The organism is Halomonas salipaludis, assembly GCF_002286975.1.
Lineage (GTDB): Bacteria > Pseudomonadota > Gammaproteobacteria > Pseudomonadales > Halomonadaceae > Franzmannia > Franzmannia salipaludis.
This window is the reverse complement of record NZ_NSKB01000002.1, coordinates 358,363-376,024: the sequence shown is the minus strand read 5'-3', so window position 1 is coordinate 376,024 and position 17,662 is coordinate 358,363. Positions and strand designations below refer to the sequence as shown.

Sequence of the window (17,662 nt, the reverse complement as noted above, 5' to 3'; positions counted from 1 at the left end):
CGGTCAGCTGAAATGGCGACACGGCAGAAACATGAGGATACGACATGCAGGGAATTCGGCGCGGGCTGTTGATGGTGTTGCTGGCCTGGCTGCCTGGCCTGGCCCACGCAGGGGTGCCAACGGTGGCCGCCGCCTCGGACCTGCAGTTCGCCCTCGAGGACATCGCCGAGCGTTTCACCGCCGAGACCGGCCAGGCACTGCGCCTGAACTTCGGCTCGTCGGGCAACTTCCGCCGCCAGATCGCCCAGGGCGCGCCCTTCGAGCTCTACCTCTCCGCCGACGAGGCCTACGTCGAGGCGCTCCACGCCGACGGGCATACCGTCGATGCCGGCGTGCGCTATGCAGTGGGGCGGCTGGTATGGCTACAGCCGGCCGGGCGCGATGACCTGCCCGGTGACGACGCGCCGCTGGCCGCGGTGCAGGCTGCGATAGCCAGCCTGCAGGCGGGAGAAGGGCGCGCGCGCATCGCCCTGGCCAACCCCGAGCATGCGCCCTACGGCGTGGCCGCGCAGCAGGCACTGGAGCATGCCGGCCTGTGGGCCGAGATGCAGCCGCTCAAGGTGCTCGGCGAGAATGTTTCCCAGGCGGCGCAGTTCGCGCTGGGCGGTGACGCCCGCGGCGGCCTGGTGGCCTATTCGCTGGCCTTGGCGCCGGCGCTGGCGGCACGCGCGGACCATGTGCTGATTCCCGAGGCGTGGCACGCGCCGCTCAACCAGCGCATGGTGCTGATCGACGGTGCCGGCGAGACCGCCCGGGCCTTCTACGCCTATCTGCAGCAGGATGAGGCGCGCGAGATGCTCGCCGAGTACGGCTTCAGCGTGCCGTCAGGCGGTGAGACGCCTTGATGGATTGGCGTGCGCTGACGGTCTCGCTGCAGCTGGCGGTCTTTACCTGCCTGCTACTGATCCCTATTGGACTATGGCTGGGGCGAACCCTGGCGACCCGCCGGTTTCGCGGCAAGGCGCTGTGCGAGGCGGCGGTGGCACTGCCGCTGGTGATGCCGCCCACCGTGCTGGGCTTCTACCTGATGCTGGCATTCGGCGTCGAGGCACCGTTTGGCGCACTGTGGCAGCGGCTGACCGGCAGCGGCCTGAATTTCACCTTCAGCGGTATCCTGCTGGCCTCGCTGGTGGTCAACCTGCCGTTCGCCGTGCAGCCCATCCAACGCGCCTTCGAGGGGGTGCCGAGCAACGTCCGCGAAGCGGCCTGGTGCTGCGGCCTCTCGCCATGGCAGACCTTCGCCCGTATCGAGCTACCGCTGGTATGGCCAGGGTTGATCTCGGCACTGGCGCTGACCTTCGCCCACACCCTCGGCGAATTCGGGGTGATCCTGATGGTGGGGGGCTCCATCGACGGCGAGACGCGCACCCTGGCGATCTCGATCTACGACCGCGTGCAGGCCTTCGACGAGGCCGGCGCGGGGATCATGTCGGCGATCCTGCTGGCGGTCTCCTTCGTGACCATCGGCGTGGTCTACGGCCTTGCCCGCCGCGGCAGGGGGCTGCATGTCTGAGCCGTCTTCCCCGCCACAAGGCCTCGAGGTGCGGCTGCAGCAGGCCGGGCCTATTCCGCTGGCCGCGGATTTCCACTGCGCGCCCGGCGAGCTGCTGGCGCTGGTGGGCCCCTCCGGCGGCGGCAAGACCACCCTGCTGCGTGCCATCGCCGGCCTCTATCGGCCTGAGCGCGGGAGCATTCGCTGCGCCGGGGAGACCTGGTTCGATGCCGAGGGCGGCGTCTGCCTGAGCCCGCAGCGGCGACGTATCGGCCTGGTATTCCAGGACTACGCGCTGTTTCCCCACCTCACCGCTCAGGCCAACGTCATGGCGGCAATGGATCATGTGCCGCGGGGCGAGCGTGCTGCGCGTGCGTCACGCTGGCTGGCCCAGGTGCGGCTCGAGGGGCTCGAGGGGCGCTACCCGGCGGCGCTGTCCGGCGGCCAGCGCCAGCGGGTGGCGGTGGCCCGGGCGCTGGCCCGCGAGCCGCGGGCGCTGCTGCTCGATGAGCCGTTCTCGGCGGTGGACCAGGTCACCCGGCGGCGTCTGCAGCGCGAGCTGGCCCAGCTGCGCGAGATGATCGACATTCCCATCATGCTGGTCACCCACGACCTGGAGGAGGCCGCGGCGCTGGCCGACCGGCTGTGCGTGTTGCACGCCGGCGAGACGTTGCAGAGCGGCACCGCCGAGGCACTGTTTCGCCGCCCGGTGTCGCCCCAGGTAGCGCGCCTGCTCGACAAGCACAATGTCTTCGAGGGGCAGGCGCTGCGCGGCAACGATGGGCAGAGCGGCGTGCAGTGGGGCCCCTACCGGCTCACCGCCGAGCTGCCGGCAAACGTCGCGAGTGGCGACCAGCTGCACTGGTATGTTCCGCCTTCGGATGTCGTGCTTCACCGGCGCGCGCGGCCCTCTCGCGGTGAGCGCGAGAACCCCGTGCATGGCTGGGTCAGTGAGATGATCGTGCTCGGCGGCATCGCCCAGGTCACCCTGAGCTTTGCCCATACTCGCGATAGCCTGCGTTTCGAGATCGCCACCCATGCGGCGCGGCGCAATGGCCTGTCCCGCGGTGAGCCAGTGGGTGTATCGCTGTTGGCCGCGGGCCTGCACGTCATGCCCGATGCCGGGCCGAGGCGCCTATCGGAAGGTCAGCACGAGGGCCCCGGACTCGACTGATCGAGCGTTTCGCAGCGGTTACGGCCCCTTGATTTGGCCAGGTACAGCGCCTTGTCGGCTTCTACCAGCAGGTGTTGGGGGCTGGTGTCCTGCCCGCTGTGGGTGGCGATGCCAATGCTGATGGTCACCGGTATGGCCCGTCCATCCTCGCCCTGCAGGGTCAGGCATTCGACATCGTCGCGCAACGCCTCGGCGATCTCCCACGCAGCGCGGCCATCTGCGTCCTTGACCAGCGCTGCAAACTCCTCGCCACCGAGTCGGCCCAGCGGGCCCCGTGGATGCAGGTGCTTGTCGAGCCGCCGGGCGACCGCTTGTAACACCGTATCGCCCACCTGGTGGCCGTGCTGGTCGTTGATGCGTTTGAAATTATCGATGTCGATCACCAGTACCGAACAGGGGTTGGCTTCGCGTAGCGAGCGTCTCAGCTGCTTGATAGCCTGGCGCAGGAAGGTGCGCCGGTTGGCGAGACCGGTCAGCGAGTCGGTGGTCGCCAGTTGTTTGAGCTCATGCTCCATGCGCTTGCGCTCGCTGATGTCCAGGCTCCAGATCAGCCAGGCACGATGCGAGTCGATCTCGAGGTGGCGTACCGAGAGCAGCGCCCAGTATGGCGACCTGGGATCGAGGCGTGCCTCCCAGTTGTCGAACGCCTGGCTCGTGGCCAGCCGCTGCATGAAGAGTGTGTACTGGTGCGAATCGACGAATAGCGACTCGAGAAAGCCACTGTCATTGGTGCTGGCGCGTTGCCGAAGGGTGTCGCTGATATAGTAGGCGTGCTGGTCGTTGGCACCGAGCAGGGCCACGTCGCTCGGGCTCGAGTCGAGGATGATGCCGAGCAGTGCCTTGCGCTCCTCGAGGCGCCGGGTACGCTCGGCGACACGCTCTTCCAGCGACTGGTTGAGGGTGCCGAGCTCGCGTGTCAGGTGCAGCGTATGGCGGTAGTCTCTGAATAGCTTGGCCGCCAGCAGCAGGCTGCCTGTACCCAAGAGCAGCAGCACCCATACCAGTCGCTGGAAGGTGCGCTTGAGGTCGTGGCGTTCGGCATCGAGACGGCTGGCCACGGCAATATTGGCACTGACGATGATGTCGTGGGTGGGGCCCAGCATGGTCGGTAGCTGATCTGCCATCTCGTCGGCGACCTGGATGGCCTGGGAGGTGTCCTGCCACGAGAGGCGTGACGACCAGGCTTGAAGCAGCGAGTCGAGGTGCTCGAGGGTTTCGGGTAGTTCAGCATGCGCCTCGGGTAGATAGTCGAAGACCCGGGTATGCTGCAGCGGGGCGAGTTGACTCTTCGCTACCCCCAGGCGCTGGATCAGTTCAGGCGCCGTCGCCTCGCCAGCCAGCACGCGGTTGGCGGTGTCGCTCAATCGGCGTGTTTCCGAGTGCAGCTGATAGCTCTGCCACACTTCGGTATGCATCCCCGGAGCAGAGTACTTCGCATACTTGGCATTGACGGTGACCAGGCTATAGGCCGTGGCCAAGATCATTGTCGCTAGCGTAGATAGAAGCGCCAGCATGGCCAGCTTATGGTGACGGGGGCGGCTGGGCTGCATGAGTGGCCTCACTCTAGCCTCAGTTCATCGAGTTGCCACACCGTGCGGCTGAAAAAAACGCGGGTCAGTAGTTCAGGATGCTCGCCATAGGGGTACATGATGACCAGCGGGCCACGCTGGCTGATGCTGAGGTACTCGCCATTGCGCTGATAGGCGATGATCGGATCGTAGTGCTCGAGGTCGCTACCGGGGATGGTTTCGCGATAGCTGTCCATGGCGCTGGCGGTGATTCGAGCAGGCCAGGGCTCGCCCAACCCCTGGAGCAGCGAGGCCAGGGAGACTCCTGTCCATTCGGCCTCGTGATCGCCGACATCGGGAATCAGGCCTGTCACACTGCGCCGTGGGTATGCTTCCAGGTCGGCCACACTGAGTACATGCGGAGTGCCTCCTGCGCCAGGGTGAATGGTAAGAATCGGCATATCGCGGGGTGGCGCTGCCTGGGCGCCAAAGGCCAGGATCAGGCCAGTCAGCAAGAGGCTAGTGATGACCCGGTGCATGCCAGTTCTCTCCTTCAGGTTCATTATCGATTTCCTCTGGGCATTGTTCTGGCAGTAATATCGGCGGGACCTAGCTTAAGCTGTAGCACCTTGTGCGAGCACCCTAAATTGAGTACCGCTCAAACACCAGAGGATGAAGGATGAACCTGACCCGCCGCCAGCTACTGCTCGGCATGAGCGCTACCCTGATGATGCCCAGGGCGTTGTTGGCGCAGTCCGACGCTGGCCAGCCCATGGACTTTGCCCGCGATACCCTCGCCATCCATAGCCAGCACGGGCCGCACAAGCTCGAGGTCGAGCTGGCTGAGAGCTTTGCCCAGCGCGCCCGGGGGCTGATGGATCGCGACGAACTGGCCAGCGATGCCGGCATGCTGTTCGTCTACGCCGAGCCGCAGTCGTCGCGCAACGGCTTCTGGATGTACCGCACCCGGATTCCGCTGGATATCGCCTTTATCGACGAGCAGGGACGTATCTCGACCATCGCCAGCATGCAGCCCTGCACGTCATCGGATCCGAGCGAATGCCCGGTGACGCGCCCCAACGCTCGCTATATCGCCGCGCTAGAGGTCAATGCCGGCTATTTCACCGAGCACGGCATCGAGGAGGGCGACTGCGTGGCGATCCCCGCGGCGGCCCTGCAGTGCCTGGCCGAGCTGGACGAGGGGGTGTAGCACAGCAGGGCCGAATACTCGGCGCCTCGGTGGCTCTGCGCCGCAACGGCCATATCCGCATCGGCCTGCTGGAGCGAGCGCTGCCCACCGACCCGAAGTTTCCCTATGGCTGCCGCGGGTGCTGAGCTATAACCTGGGACAGGGTGACGATAACGGGGAGGGCGGCATGCGAATAGGCGTTGTGATGACAGGCTGTGCTGCACTGCTAGCGATGCTGGCGTCGGCGCCGCTCGAGGCTCAGCGCACTGGCTGGCAGGCGGGTGAGCCGCATCAGGCCAGGGAGGCGCGTGATGGGCGGCAGCGCCAGTCGCGACGTGGGGAGCACGCCCCCCAGGCCCGTCCACGGCCACGGGTCGAGGTAGTGATTCCCCTCGAGCTGCTGCCCCAGGCGGCTCAGCCTGGTGTGCCAGCTAGCCCGCAGGCCCCCGATGAACCGCTGGTGCTCGACTGCCGGGCGCTGGCCGAGCGACTGGAACGCCTGCGCGCCGACACCACCGTCGGTACGCGCCAGCTGCGCGAGCGCCGCGAGCTGGAGGCCCGCTATCGGCGCGCCTGCCGGTAGAGCATTTGTCGCACTTGAGCGTGTGATTGGCGACATTCGTTGCAAATACGCGCAGAAACTTGCAACCCCTTACCCTAGCCTGTACCAATGGCCATCCCCGATGAACGCCACACGGCGCCGCTGCCTGTCACCTGCAGAGCGCAGCTGGCCCGCGCGCGCCGCGCAGAATAAACAGGAGATGGCATGAATCAGCCAGTGAATGCCGACCTCGAAAGATCCGCTAGCGCCTTCGAGGCACGCCAGTTCAAGGTCTACACCCATCGCCAACTCGACAAGATCGAGGCGCTCCAGTCTCTGCCTGAGGACCTGCGTTTCGACATGCGGGTGGTCAGCCAGGTACTGCCGTTTCGCGTCAACGAATACGTGATCGAGGAGTTGATCGACTGGGACAATGTGCCCGCGGATCCGGTCTTCCAGCTCACCTTTCCCCAGCGCGGCATGTTGCGCCCCGAGCACTTCGACGAGGTCGCCGAGCTAGTGCGTCGCGATGCGTCGACGGCCGAGATGAAGCCGGTGATCGAGCGGGTGCGCAGTGAGCTCAATCCGCACCCGGCGGGGCAGATGGACCTCAACCTGCCGCTGCTCGACGGCGAGCCGCTGCCCGGCATGCAGCACAAGTACCGCGAGACGGTGCTGTTCTTCCCAAGCCAGGGCCAGGTGTGCCACAGCTACTGCACCTTCTGCTTCCGCTGGGCGCAGTTCGTCGGTGACAAGGAGCTCAAGTTCGCCTCCAGCGAAGCGGGCTCCTTGCACCGCTACCTGGCCGAACACACCGAGGTGCGTGATCTGCTGATGACCGGTGGCGACCCCATGGTGATGAAGGCCAAGCACCTGCGCCAGTACCTGGAGGGGCTGATGGCCCCGGAGCTGGATCACGTCCAGGACATCCGCATCGGCACCAAGAGCCTGACCTTCTGGCCCTACCGCTTCGTCACCGACCCCGACGCCGAGGATATCCTTGAGCTGTTCCGCGAGCTGACGGCTGCTGGCAAGCACGTGGCCTTCATGGCGCACTTCAATCACTGGAAGGAGATGGACACCCCCATCTGCCGCGAGGCGATTCGCCGTATCCGTGCCACCGGTGCCGAGATTCGCACCCAGGCGCCGCTTCTGAAGCACATCAACGACGACGCCGAGCAGTGGGCGAAGATGTGGACCACCCAGGTACGCCTGGGGATGATCCCCTACTATATGTTCGTCGAGCGTGACACCGGTGCTCGCCACTACTTTGAAGTGCCGCTGGTGCGCGCCTACGAGATCTATCGCGAGGCCATCAAAACGGTGCCGGGCCTGGCACGTACCGCGCGGGGGCCATCGATGTCCGCCGATCCGGGCAAGGTGGAGATTCAGGGGGTGGCCGAGATCAAGGGCGAGAAGGTCTTCGTGCTGCGCTTCATCCAGGGGCGCGACAATGACTGGGTGCAGCGGCCCTTTTTCGCCAAGTACGACGAGAACGCCACCTGGCTCAACCACTTGGAACCGGCGCTGGGGGAGAGCGAGTTCTTCTATGAGGCCGAGTTCGCGGCGATGAAGGACGACAAGCAGGCTTTGATCATGAAGGCGTCTTGAAAGAAAGCCAAAATTAACGATCCCTAAACGCAGATGACACCTAGACTGAACGGGTATCGGCCGAGCCGCAGATTGGCTCGTGCTGGTACCTGTTTTTTTTAGGAAATTTCGCTAAAGTAGCGCACCGTCAATGACGGTATCCTTGGCCCTGTAGCCGCTTCACGCGAAGTGTCGATTGGCTCAATGCCGCGCAAAGAGGCTATAAGTATGCTAGGGCTATCGTAACGCAGGGTAATTGTCCCTGGCAGCAAGCGTTCGGCAGGATCGCCGGTCGCGTCGTCTACAACTTCAAGAGGTGTACAATGAAACGCCATGCCTTCACTGCCGCCGCCTTCTCCGGCGCGCTCCTCGGTGCTGCGGCCTTCTCCACGCCCGCCGTGGCCAACGAGCAGTTCATCACCATCGGCACCGGTGGCCAGACCGGCGTCTACTACGTCGTCGGCCAGTCGGTGTGTCGCATGGTCAACCGTGGTAGCGACGACCACAACATTCGCTGCAACGCGCCGTCCACCGGTGGCTCCGTGGCCAACGTCAACGGCATGAAGAGCGGTGAGCTGGACATGGGCGTGGTGCAGTCCGATGTCCAGTATCGTGCCTACCACGGCGAAGCCAACTTCGAGGACGACGGTGCCTGGGAAGACATGCGTGCGGTATTCACCATGCACGGTGAGCCGCTGACCGTGGTGGCGCGTGCCAACTCCGACATCGAAACCTTCGACGACCTGCAGGGCAAGCGCGTCAATATCGGCAACCCGGGCTCTGGCCAGCGCAACACCATGGACGTGGTGATGAACGCCAAGGGCTGGACCACTGACGATTTCGCGCTGGCCTCCGAGCTGGACGCCGCCGAGCAGGCTGCTGCGCTGTCCGACAACAACGTCGACGCCATGGTCTACGTCGTCGGCCATCCCAACGGCTCGATCCAGGAAGCCACCACCACCATCGATGCGCGCATCGTGCCGGTGACCGGCGACGAGATCGACGGTCTGATCGACGACTACCCCTACTACACTCGTGCCACCATCCCCGGCGGCCTGTATCGCGGCAACGACGAGGACGTCGAGACCTTCGGCGTAGCGGCGACCTTCGTCACCACTGCTGACGTCGACGACGACGTGGTCTACGAGACCGTCAAGGCGGTGTTCGAGAACTTCGATCGCTTCAAGCGCCTGCACCCGGCCTTCGAGAACCTCAACGAAGAGGACATGATCTCCGATGGTCTGACTGCACCGCTGCACGACGGTGCCAAGCGCTACTACGTGGAGCAGGGTTGGATCGAGGAGTGATCCTGGCACGCCAGGAGTAACCGACTCCACCTGACGATGCGCGGTCACCCCTGACGGGAGGCCGCGCATTGTGGTTTTGGACATGATGATCCGAGATTGAACTGAACATGACGTCAAGCAACTTCGAGTGGATAGAGTGCATCCGTGTCACTCGGCCAAGGGCAGGGCAAGCGTATGAGTGCTGACAAAAAAGCGCCGGCAAACGATGTCGATCTGGACGAGATGGTAGCGGCCAGCGATTCTGGAGCGCGCAAGCCGGTAGGCATGCCGGGCAAACTACTGGTCGGCATTGCCGCGACCTGGTCGCTATTCCAGCTGTGGTTTGCCTCACCGCTGCCTTACATCCTGGGCTTCGGGGTATTCAATGCCACCCAGGCGCGCTCGATTCACCTGGCCTTTGCGCTGTTCCTGGCCTTCATGGCCTATCCAGCCCTGAAGCGCTCACCGCGTGACCGGATCCCGATCCAGGATTGGGTATTTGCCGGCGTCGCGGCCTTTTGTGGCGCCTATATGTTCCTGTTTTACGCCGAGCTGGCGCAGCGCCCCGGACGGCCCGAGCCTCAGGACGTGGTAGTCGGCGTAGTAGGTATCATCATGCTGCTCGAGGCGGCCCGGCGGGCGCTGGGCCCGCCGCTGATGATCGTCGCCTCTGTCTTCATTCTCTATTCTCTGCTGGGCCCCTACATGCCCGGGCTGCTCGCCCACCGCGGGGTCAGCGTGGCGGGGCTGATCAATCACCAGTGGCTGACCACCCAGGGGGTGTTCGGTATCGCGCTGGGGGTGTCGACCAGCTTCGTGTTCCTGTTCGTGCTATTCGGTGCACTGCTCGACAAGGCCGGCGCTGGCAACTATTTCATCAAGGTCGCGTTCTCGATGCTCGGCCACTACAAGGGCGGGCCGGCCAAGGCCGCGGTAGTCGCCTCGGGCATGACCGGTTTGATCTCTGGCTCGTCGATCGCCAACACCGTTACCACCGGCACCTTCACCATTCCGATGATGAAACGGGTCGGGTTCTCGGCCGAGAAGGCCGGTGCCGTCGAAGTTTCCTCGTCGGTCAATGGCCAGATCATGCCGCCGGTAATGGGCGCGGCCGCCTTCCTGATGGTCGAGTATGTTGGCATTCCCTATGTGGAGGTGATCAAGCACGCCTTCCTGCCGGCGCTGATCTCCTATATCGCCCTGATTTACATCGTCCATCTCGAGGCGCTCAAGGCCGACATGACCGGTCTGCCGTCGAGCAACCCGGCGCGCCCGCTGATCAACAAGGTGCTCGGCTTCCTGACCGGCCTGATACTGCTGATGGCGCTGTCGTTTGCGGTCTACTACGGCCTCGGGTGGCTCAAGCCGGTGCTTGGCGATGCCACGCCCTGGGTGGTGGGCGTGGCACTGGCGGTGATCTATATCGGTCTGCTCAAGGTGGGATCGAACTATCCCGAGCTGGAGATGGATGATCCCAGTTCCAAGGTGCTCAAGCTGCCCCAGACCAGGCCGACGGTAATGGTCGGGTTACACTTCATCCTGCCGGTTATCGTGCTGGTGTGGTGCCTGATGGTCGAGCGCCTGTCTCCGGGGCTGTCGGCGTTCTGGGCCACGGTGTTCATGATCTTCATCATGATCACCCAGCGGCCTATCACTGCGCTGTTCCGCGGTCGCAGTCGCCTGGCGGGGGATATCAAGGAAGGATTCCTGGATCTCTGGGACGGCCTGGTGGCCGGTGCCCGCAATATGATCGGCATCGGTATCGCTACCGCCGCGGCGGGCATCATCGTCGGTGCGGTCTCTCAGACCGGGGTCGGCCTGGTACTGGCCGATGTGGTCGAGATCCTGTCCATGGGTAACCTGATGCTGATCCTGCTGCTCACCGCGGTGCTCAGCCTGATCCTCGGCATGGGTCTGCCGACCACCGCCAACTACATCGTGGTTTCGGCGCTGCTGGCGCCGGTGATCGTGATGCTGGGCCAGCAGAATGGTCTGATCGTGCCGCTGATCGCGGTGCACCTGTTCGTGTTCTATTTCGGCATCATGGCCGACGTCACGCCACCGGTGGGCCTGGCCTCGTTCGCCGCCGCGGCGGTATCCGGCGGTGACCCCATCCGCACCGGTTTCCAGGCGTTCTACTATAGCCTGCGTACCGCGGCACTGCCGTTCCTGTTCATCTTCAATACCGACCTGCTGCTGATCGACGTGAGCTTCCTGCAGGGCATCGTGATCTTCATCATCTCGACCATCGCGATGTTGATCTTCGCCGCCGGGACCCAGGGCTTCATGATCGTGCGCAACCGCTGGTACGAGAGCCTGCTGCTGCTATTGGTGGCCTTTACCCTGTTCCGCCCGGGCTACTGGATGGACATCATCCATGATCCTTATCAGTCGGTGCCTCCGGCGCAGCTCGAACAGGCCCTGGACGATATCGAGGATGGCAGCAACATGCGCGTGCAGATTGCCGGCGAAGATGCCTTCGGCGATCCCATGACCACCTATCTGCTGGTGCCGGTGCCGGCGGGTGACAGCGGCGCCGAGCGTCTCGAGAATCTCGGGCTCGAGCTCTACGTCGACGGCGACCAGGCAATCGTCGACTTCGTCGAGTTCGGTAGCCTGGCCGCCGATATCGGCTTCGATTTCGACCAGGAGATCCTCGAGATCCTTGCCCCGGTGGATCGTTGGGCCAAGGAGTGGATGTGGATCCCCGGCTTCCTGCTGTTTGGGCTGGTGGTGGTGTTGCAGCGTCGCCGTCGTGAACCAACGCCGGCGCAGACGGCATCCGCCTAGCGCCCAAGGAGAGCTGCCATGTATCAGAAGTTACTGTTGCCCATCGACCTCAACGAGGAAGCGTCGTGGCAGAAGGCCTTGCCCACGGCGCTGACGCTGTGCCGCACTTTCGGTGCCTCGCTGCAGATCGTCACGGTGATGCCCGACTATCGCATGCCGCTGGTGGGCTCCTACTTTCCCAAGGACTTTGCCAAGAAGGCACGCGAGGCGCTGACGGACGCCCAGCAGGCGTTCGTCGACGAGCATGTGCCGGATGACATCAGTGTCAAGCGTGCGGTAATCGACGGCTCGCCGTGGGAGGCGATCATCAAGGCGGCCAAGAAGATCGACGCCGACCTTATCGTCATGGCCTCCCACAACAAGCGCAAATTTGCCGACTACGTGCTGGGCCCCAACGCCGAGCACGTGGTGCATCACTCTAAAATGTCGGTGATGATCGTGCGCTAGCCTGCAAACTACTGCGCTCGGCAGGCAGCGCTGCGCGCTGCAATCGCGAATGACGTCGCTCCCACACTGGGAGTGGCGCTAAGGCCAATGTAGGAGCGGCTTTAGCCGCGATGGGGTTGGTCTACTCGGCAGCGCTGCGCGCTGCAATCGCGACTGAAGTCGCTCCCACACTGGGAGTGGCGCTAAGGCCAATGTAGGAGCGGCTTTAGCCGCGATGGGGTTGGTCTACTCGGCAGCGCTGCGTGCTGCAATCGCGAATGAAGTCGCTCCCACACTGGGAGTGGCGCTAAGGCCAATGTAGGAGCGGCTTTAGCCGCGATGGGGTTGGTCTACTCGGCAGCGCTGCGTGCTGCAATCGCGAATGAATTCGCTCCCACACTGGGAGTGGCGCTAAGGCCAATGTAGGAGCGGCTTTAGCCGCGATGGGTTTGGTTTAACCAGCAGCGCTGTACGCTGCAATCGCGACTGAAGTCGCTCCCACACTGGGAGTGGCGCTAAGGCCAATGTAGGAGCGGCTTTAGCCGCGATGGGGTTGGTCTACTCGGCAGCGCTGCGTGCTGCAATCGCGACTGAAGTCGCTCCCACACTGGGAGTGGCGCTAAGGCCAATGTAGGAGCGGCTTTAGCCGCGATGGGGTTGGTTTAACCAGCAGCGCTGCGCGCTGCAATCGCGAATAAATTCGCTCCCACACTGGGAGTGGCGCTAAGGCCAATGTAGGAGCGGCTTTAGCCGCGATGGGGTTGGTCTACTCGGCAGCGCTGCGCGCTGCATCGCGAATGAATTCGCTCCTACATAACGTTGAGCTCGCGGGTCTCGCGGGCGCTGTCGCCGGTGTCGTCGTGCCACTCGAAGGCCGCCTCGCCGCTGGCCTGCGGCGCCAGGTGGAAGCGCAGGTAGGGGTTGGCCGACACCGACTGGTGCAGCTCGGCCTCGAAGGCGGTGTCGCCATCCACGCTGACCGTGAAGCGCTCGATGATGTGGCGCGGCAGGGGCTCGCCGTCGTCGCCCTCACGCAGGCCCGTCTCCATGGGGTGGGTGATCAGAGTGCGGATCTCCCCGGGCTGGCCGGCGCTGAAGCTGTCGGGGACGCTGACCCGCGGGTTGCTGAGCGACTCCTGGACGTCGTCGCCGCGCATCAGGCAGCCGCTGACGGTAATCCGCACCTCGCGGGCGGTGGCCCACACCCTGCCTTCGGCGCTGCGCGCCACCGCCACTACCTCCTGGGTCTCGTTGAGGCGTACCCGGGTCGAGACTTCCGGCTTGCCGGCCATGGGAGTGAGATGGAACACCGCTATCTCGGGGCTGGGGTTGCCACTGGCGAACAGGTGGATGCTCTCGACATAGTCGTCGTCGAGGTCGGCCTCGACGCCCACGGTCAAGGCCACTGCCGAGCCGTCCTCGGAAACGTGGGGCAGGTCCAGGCTCAGGCCGCTGCTCTCTGGGGTGGCGTCGCCGATCACCTGCTGCGCCGCGTCGAGCCGCTGCCAGGCATCGCTGGCAAGGGCCGTCGGCGACAACAGCAGTCCCGGGGCCGCGCCGAGCAGGCCCAGGCCGAGTAGTCCGCCAGCGCTGGTGCGCAGCAGGCGGCGGCGAGAGAGCGTCAACTGGCGTGCAGGGTGGGGCATCGAGGTCTCCTGGCTGAAAACGGGAAGGTCACCATCATACCTTGGACAGTGCCAGCGGGCCGCGGATTCCCAGCCCGGCCCCGGCGAGGATAGCGCCAAGTGCCACGAAGCTGGTCAGCGCCAGGGTCGAGAAGCCCGATAGCCCCTGGCCGATGGAGCAGCCCAGCGCCAGTACCCCGCCGATGCCCATCAGCGTCCCACCGCCCATGCTGCGCAGGATGCGGGTGTGGTCAGGAAAGCCCTGCCAGGCGAAACCACGCGTCGCCAGCGAGGTGAGCAGCGAGCCGGCCAGTACCCCGGCTACTACCGTTACACCGAAGCCCAGCCGCGTGCCGGTGGAGAGCATCAGGTACTGCAAGCTCTCGCCGATCGGCGCGATGAAGGTCAGGCTGGCCAGTCGCACCGGCTCGAAATCGTCGAAGCCGAGCACGCCGGTGGCATACCAGCCGCCGGGAATCAGCGCACCGATCACCAGTCCGCCCAGCCAGTCGCGGGGCGAGGCGCGAAATGCTGCGCTGGACAGTGCCCAGACCAGCAGTGCCCCCGCCAGCAGCAGGCTGGGCAGCCAGCGGGCCATGCCGGCGCCCAGGCCGCCCTGCATCAGCCAGCCGGGCAGGTCGCGGGCCGGCAGCGCCAGCGTCGTCATCCCCTCGAGCCATACCCGTAGCGGGGCGAGTACCCCGGACAGCGTCATATAGGCGGCGATGCCCAGGCATACCAGCACCACGAAGCTGCGCAGGTTGCCGCTACCCAGCAGCACCAGCGAGCGTGCGCCGCAGCCGTTGGCCATTACCATGCCGTAGCCGAACAGCATGCCGCCCAGCGGCACCAGTAGCCACGACAGGCTGGCGCTGCGATACAGCGCATCGTTCAACGACAGCAGGGTCATGCCGGCCAGCAGCTGGCTGCCGAGCAGGGCGACCGCCATGGCCACGGCGAAGGCGCGCAGCTTGCGAGTGTCGCGCTGGGCGGGCTCCACTGCCCAGGCATTGGCCAGTCCGCGCATCAGGCAGAAACCGCTGAGCCTGCCAGCGGCACCGAACAGCAGGCCGAGCAGCAGGCCCGACCAGGCCACCATGGCGGTGTGGGTCATTGCGCATCTCCATGACGATCGAAAAGGCCACCCGAAGGTGGCCTCATTCTAGCCCGATTCGTGCTGTAGTTCAGGCCTCGGTACCCCAGGTGTCCTGGCAGATGGCGTTGTACCAGCCGACGGCATACTCGGCCTCCATCTGGCGGATCTCGGTGCTGGCATCGCTGGGGCTGAGCCCGCCTGAGCCTTCGACCTCGGCGATGACACCGTCCTGGATACGATACACGCCGGCCACAGAGATGCCGTACTCGGGGCCGATCAGGCTGTAGCAGGTGTTGCTCCAGTACGGCTCCGGAGTGCTGTCACCACGCAGTGCGGCGACGATGGCGGCGGCCGCTACCTTGGCCTGGGCGTTGGCGCAGAAGCCCGACTTGGGCATCGGTGCGGCCACCGAGGCATCGCCGACCACGTAGATATCGGCGACCTGCTGCGACTCGAAGGACTCCGGTTTGACCGGCACCCAGCCGCTGTCGTCGGTAACGCCGGCACGCTCGGCGATCCAGCCGGCCTTCTGCGGCGGCACCACGTTGAGCACATCGGCGCGGTGCACGGTGCCGAACTCCGTCTCGACCTCGAGGTTCTCGGCGTCGACGCGGGTCACGCGGCCATCGCCGGAGAGGCCGACCCACTCGATGCTGTCGCCGTAGAGCTGCTCCCAGCCACTAGTGAACAGCCCCTGCTTGGAGAAATTGTCCTTGGCGTCGAGGATCAGCACCTTGGAGCTGGGCTTATGCTGTGCCAGGTAGTGGGCCACCATGCTGGCGCGCTCATAGGGACCGGGTGGGCAGCGGAAGGGGTTCTCCGGGGCCACCAGCACGAAGGTGCCGCCGTCGTCCATGTCCTCGATCTGGCGCTTGAGCAGTTCGGTCTGGGGGCCGGCCTTCCAGGCGTGGGGAGCCAGCTCGGCGGCAGCTTCGTCGTAGCCCTCCAGCGCATTCCAGCGGATGTCGATACCCGGCGACAGCACCAGCTTGTCGTAGTGCAGGGTATCGCCGTTGGCCAGGCTCACGCTATGGCCGTCAGGATCGATGTCCTGGGCCATGCTGTGTACCACCTCGACGCCGTAGCGGTCGCGCAGCTCGTCATAGCCGTGGGCGATCTTGCTCATCTCGCGCAGGCCGCCGAGGAATAGGTTGCTGAACGGGCAGGTGTAGAAGGTCCGCGCCGGCTCGACCAGGGTCACGCTGAGGCTGGGGTTGGCACGCTTGAGATACTTGGCCGCGGTGGCGCCGCCAAAACCGCCGCCGATGACGACCACCCGGCCGTCGCTGCCAGTGGCAAACGCCGGGGCGAAGCCGCTGATCAGCGGCAGGCTGGAAGCGGCCCCGAGGCCCTTGAGTACCTGGCGACGAGAGACGCCCAGGCGTGATTGAAACGGCTTGCTGTTAACGCTCATGGGTGCCTCACTCCTGTTCCACGTTGGCGAAGTGCTCGGCCAGACTGGCCAGCTCGTCGTCGCTGAAACCCTTGGCGATGCGATTCATGATGGTGGTGTCGGCCACCTCATCGCGCTTGAAGGCCAGCAGGCGCTCTTCCAGGTAGTCGGCGTCGCGGCCGGCCAGCGGTGGCACGTTGCCGGCGCGCGCACCGTCGGTGCCGTGGCAGTTGGCACAGCCGCCGGCCATGACTTCCCGTTGCAGGTCGTAGTCGTCGGCCAGCGCCTGCTGGGTGGCGCCGAGCAGCAGGCTGGCAGCGACTGCCGCCGTCGCCGCACGTGGTAGGCGTACGTTCATCGTCGGATCCCTCACAAGACGTCGTTATCGTTATCCCCTCGGATGAAAGAGGGCTGTACGTTAATAGCATAGCGCCACGTGCCGGTGTGGGGCCAAGCGCTATGGGTAATGATTATATGAATTTTCATTGTTATAGCCATTGGCGAGCCTCGGGGCGCCGCGTTGAATGCTCGCCACCTGCACATTGGCGAGCGCTGAACTATAGTGAAGGTGTAAGAGAAAAGGCATCTAGCCTTGTGTTGGCCACCCGCGACCGAGGCCACGACAGGCCCGAGCCCGGTGTGCCGTATTACTGCTTGCGGGATAAGGGGTAACGCCATGAATGCTGCTGAAACGAACAAACACAAGCAGTCGGATGCCACGGTCAAGATCACCATCAACCCGGTGGAAATGGACCGGCCGCGCGCCTGGCTGGTGGCAGGCTTCAAGGATTTCCGCGAGGCCACGGCGGTCAGCCTGGCCTATGGGATGTTCTGGGTGGGGCTGAGCATCGCGGTCACCGCAGGTGCCTTCACGCTGGGGTACTGGCACTGGCTGCTGCCGCTGGTGGCCGGCTTCATGTTTCTCGGGCCGCTGGTCGCAGTAGGCTCCTATGGCATCAGTCGGCGCCTCGAGGAGGGCCGCACGCCGACCCTGGGCGACGCCTTCGGTGCCTGGCGCCCCCATGCCGGGCAACTGGCGATGATGGGCGTGATGATGATGATCTTCTTTCTTGCCTGGATTCGCCTGGCAACGCTGTTGTTCGCGCTGTTCTTCGGCTTCGAGACGCCCAGCCCCGACACCCTCTACACGGCGCTGATCACCACCCCGGAAGGCTTCGGCATGCTGGCGGTGGGTACCGTGGCCGGTGGCATTCTGGCCTTTGGCGCCTTTGCCATCAGTGTGGTGGCGATTCCCACCCTGATGGATCATGACCTGACCTTCATGGAGGGCATTGAAGCCAGCGTGCGCTCGGTGGCGCGGAATTTCCGGCCGATGCTGCTGTGGGCGGCGATGCTGACCGGCTGTGTGCTGATCGGCGTGATGACCTTCTATATCGGCCTGGCGCTGATTTTGCCGGTGCTCGGCCATGCCAGCTGGCACGCCTACGAAGATCTGGTGCGCGTCGAGGCACTGCCCAAGAGCTGAGGCTGTGGCACGGCCACCGCCGATACGACTATGCTGGGGGCGATCATCGCCCCCAGCGTCGTTGTA

16 protein-coding genes and 1 pseudogene are annotated in these 17,662 nt (G+C 64.9%); 11 read left to right on the top strand and 6 right to left on the bottom strand.

The genetic code is table 11. The annotated features are described in order from the left end of the window. The first annotated feature begins 44 nt into the window (after window positions 1-44). The 3 genes from modA to CK498_RS05635 are packed head-to-tail and all read left to right on the top strand — an operon-like array spanning window position 45 to window position 2,666. On the top strand, window positions 45-845 hold the full coding sequence (gene modA, locus CK498_RS05645) for a molybdate ABC transporter substrate-binding protein (protein WP_095619877.1): 801 nt from the start codon (window positions 45-47) through the stop codon (window positions 843-845). Next, on the top strand, window positions 845-1,513 hold the full coding sequence (modB, locus tag CK498_RS05640) for a molybdate ABC transporter permease subunit (RefSeq protein WP_076748956.1): 669 nt from the start codon (window positions 845-847) through the stop codon (window positions 1,511-1,513). Before modA ends, modB begins: the two co-directional genes overlap by 1 nt. After that, the gene (locus CK498_RS05635; protein WP_095619876.1) at window positions 1,506-2,666 is read left to right on the top strand and encodes an ABC transporter ATP-binding protein; all 1,161 of its coding nucleotides are present in this window, start codon (window positions 1,506-1,508) and stop codon (window positions 2,664-2,666) included. Before modB ends, CK498_RS05635 begins: the two co-directional genes overlap by 8 nt. Here CK498_RS05635 and CK498_RS05630 read toward each other — a convergent pair. Both CK498_RS05630 and CK498_RS05625 read right to left on the bottom strand, forming a co-directional pair. Further along, window positions 2,639-4,150: a GGDEF domain-containing protein gene (locus tag CK498_RS05630; protein WP_217987692.1), complete on the bottom strand. Its 1,512-nt coding sequence runs from the start codon at window positions 4,148-4,150 to the stop codon at window positions 2,639-2,641. The genes CK498_RS05635 and CK498_RS05630 overlap by 28 nt on opposite strands. Window positions 4,151-4,224: 74 nt before the next feature. Next, on the bottom strand, window positions 4,225-4,713 hold the full coding sequence (locus CK498_RS05625; RefSeq protein WP_176475728.1) for a molybdopterin-dependent oxidoreductase: 489 nt from the start codon (window positions 4,711-4,713) through the stop codon (window positions 4,225-4,227). 140 nt (window positions 4,714-4,853) lie between these two features. On the opposite strand from CK498_RS05625, the gene CK498_RS05620 reads away from it, so the two are divergent. The 7 genes and pseudogenes from CK498_RS05620 (at window position 4,854) to CK498_RS05595 (ending at window position 12,017) form a co-directional block, all read left to right on the top strand. Continuing rightward, window positions 4,854-5,384: a DUF192 domain-containing protein gene (locus tag CK498_RS05620; RefSeq protein ID WP_095619873.1), complete on the top strand. Its 531-nt coding sequence runs from the start codon at window positions 4,854-4,856 to the stop codon at window positions 5,382-5,384. Window positions 5,385-5,404: 20 nt separating this feature from the next. Next, window positions 5,405-5,482: pseudogene (locus CK498_RS26505) on the top strand (TRAP transporter small permease); the annotation flags it as partial. Window positions 5,483-5,550: 68 nt separating this feature from the next. After that, on the top strand, window positions 5,551-5,946 hold the full coding sequence (locus CK498_RS05615; protein ID WP_141246916.1) for a hypothetical protein: 396 nt from the start codon (window positions 5,551-5,553) through the stop codon (window positions 5,944-5,946). Between the two features lie 183 nt (window positions 5,947-6,129). Further along, window positions 6,130-7,515, top strand: coding sequence for a KamA family radical SAM protein (locus CK498_RS05610; RefSeq protein ID WP_095619871.1), 1,386 nt, complete (start codon window positions 6,130-6,132; stop codon window positions 7,513-7,515). 302 nt (window positions 7,516-7,817) lie between these two features. Beyond that, window positions 7,818-8,801, top strand: a complete 984-nt coding sequence (locus CK498_RS05605) for a TAXI family TRAP transporter solute-binding subunit (RefSeq protein WP_095619870.1) — start codon at window positions 7,818-7,820, stop codon at window positions 8,799-8,801. Between the two features lie 174 nt (window positions 8,802-8,975). Continuing rightward, on the top strand, window positions 8,976-11,570 hold the full coding sequence (locus CK498_RS05600) for a TRAP transporter permease (RefSeq protein ID WP_095620245.1): 2,595 nt from the start codon (window positions 8,976-8,978) through the stop codon (window positions 11,568-11,570). 18 nt (window positions 11,571-11,588) lie between these two features. Then, window positions 11,589-12,017: a universal stress protein gene (locus tag CK498_RS05595; protein ID WP_095619869.1), complete on the top strand. Its 429-nt coding sequence runs from the start codon at window positions 11,589-11,591 to the stop codon at window positions 12,015-12,017. Window positions 12,018-12,805: 788 nt separating this feature from the next. Here the strand turns inward: CK498_RS05595 and soxZ are convergent. From soxZ to CK498_RS05575, 4 genes are all read right to left on the bottom strand, one after another. Continuing rightward, window positions 12,806-13,642, bottom strand: a complete 837-nt coding sequence (soxZ, locus tag CK498_RS05590; protein WP_095619868.1) for a thiosulfate oxidation carrier complex protein SoxZ — start codon at window positions 13,640-13,642, stop codon at window positions 12,806-12,808. A 34-nt stretch (window positions 13,643-13,676) separates the two neighbouring features. Then, the gene (locus tag CK498_RS05585; protein ID WP_095619867.1) at window positions 13,677-14,735 is read right to left on the bottom strand and encodes a YeeE/YedE family protein; all 1,059 of its coding nucleotides are present in this window, start codon (window positions 14,733-14,735) and stop codon (window positions 13,677-13,679) included. Between the two features lie 70 nt (window positions 14,736-14,805). Further along, on the bottom strand, window positions 14,806-16,131 hold the full coding sequence (locus CK498_RS05580; RefSeq protein WP_176475727.1) for an NAD(P)/FAD-dependent oxidoreductase: 1,326 nt from the start codon (window positions 16,129-16,131) through the stop codon (window positions 14,806-14,808). 7 nt (window positions 16,132-16,138) lie between these two features. Then, window positions 16,139-16,468 (bottom strand): c-type cytochrome, encoded by a 330-nt coding sequence (locus CK498_RS05575; protein WP_095619866.1) that lies wholly within the window; start codon window positions 16,466-16,468, stop codon window positions 16,139-16,141. A 318-nt stretch (window positions 16,469-16,786) separates the two neighbouring features. Here CK498_RS05575 and CK498_RS05570 point away from each other — a divergent pair, with 318 nt between their 5' ends. Continuing rightward, window positions 16,787-17,596 carry a DUF2189 domain-containing protein gene (locus tag CK498_RS05570; RefSeq protein WP_095619865.1) on the top strand — a complete coding sequence of 270 codons (810 nt, stop codon included), beginning with the start codon at window positions 16,787-16,789 and terminating at the stop codon, window positions 17,594-17,596. Window positions 17,597-17,662 lie beyond the last annotated feature (66 nt).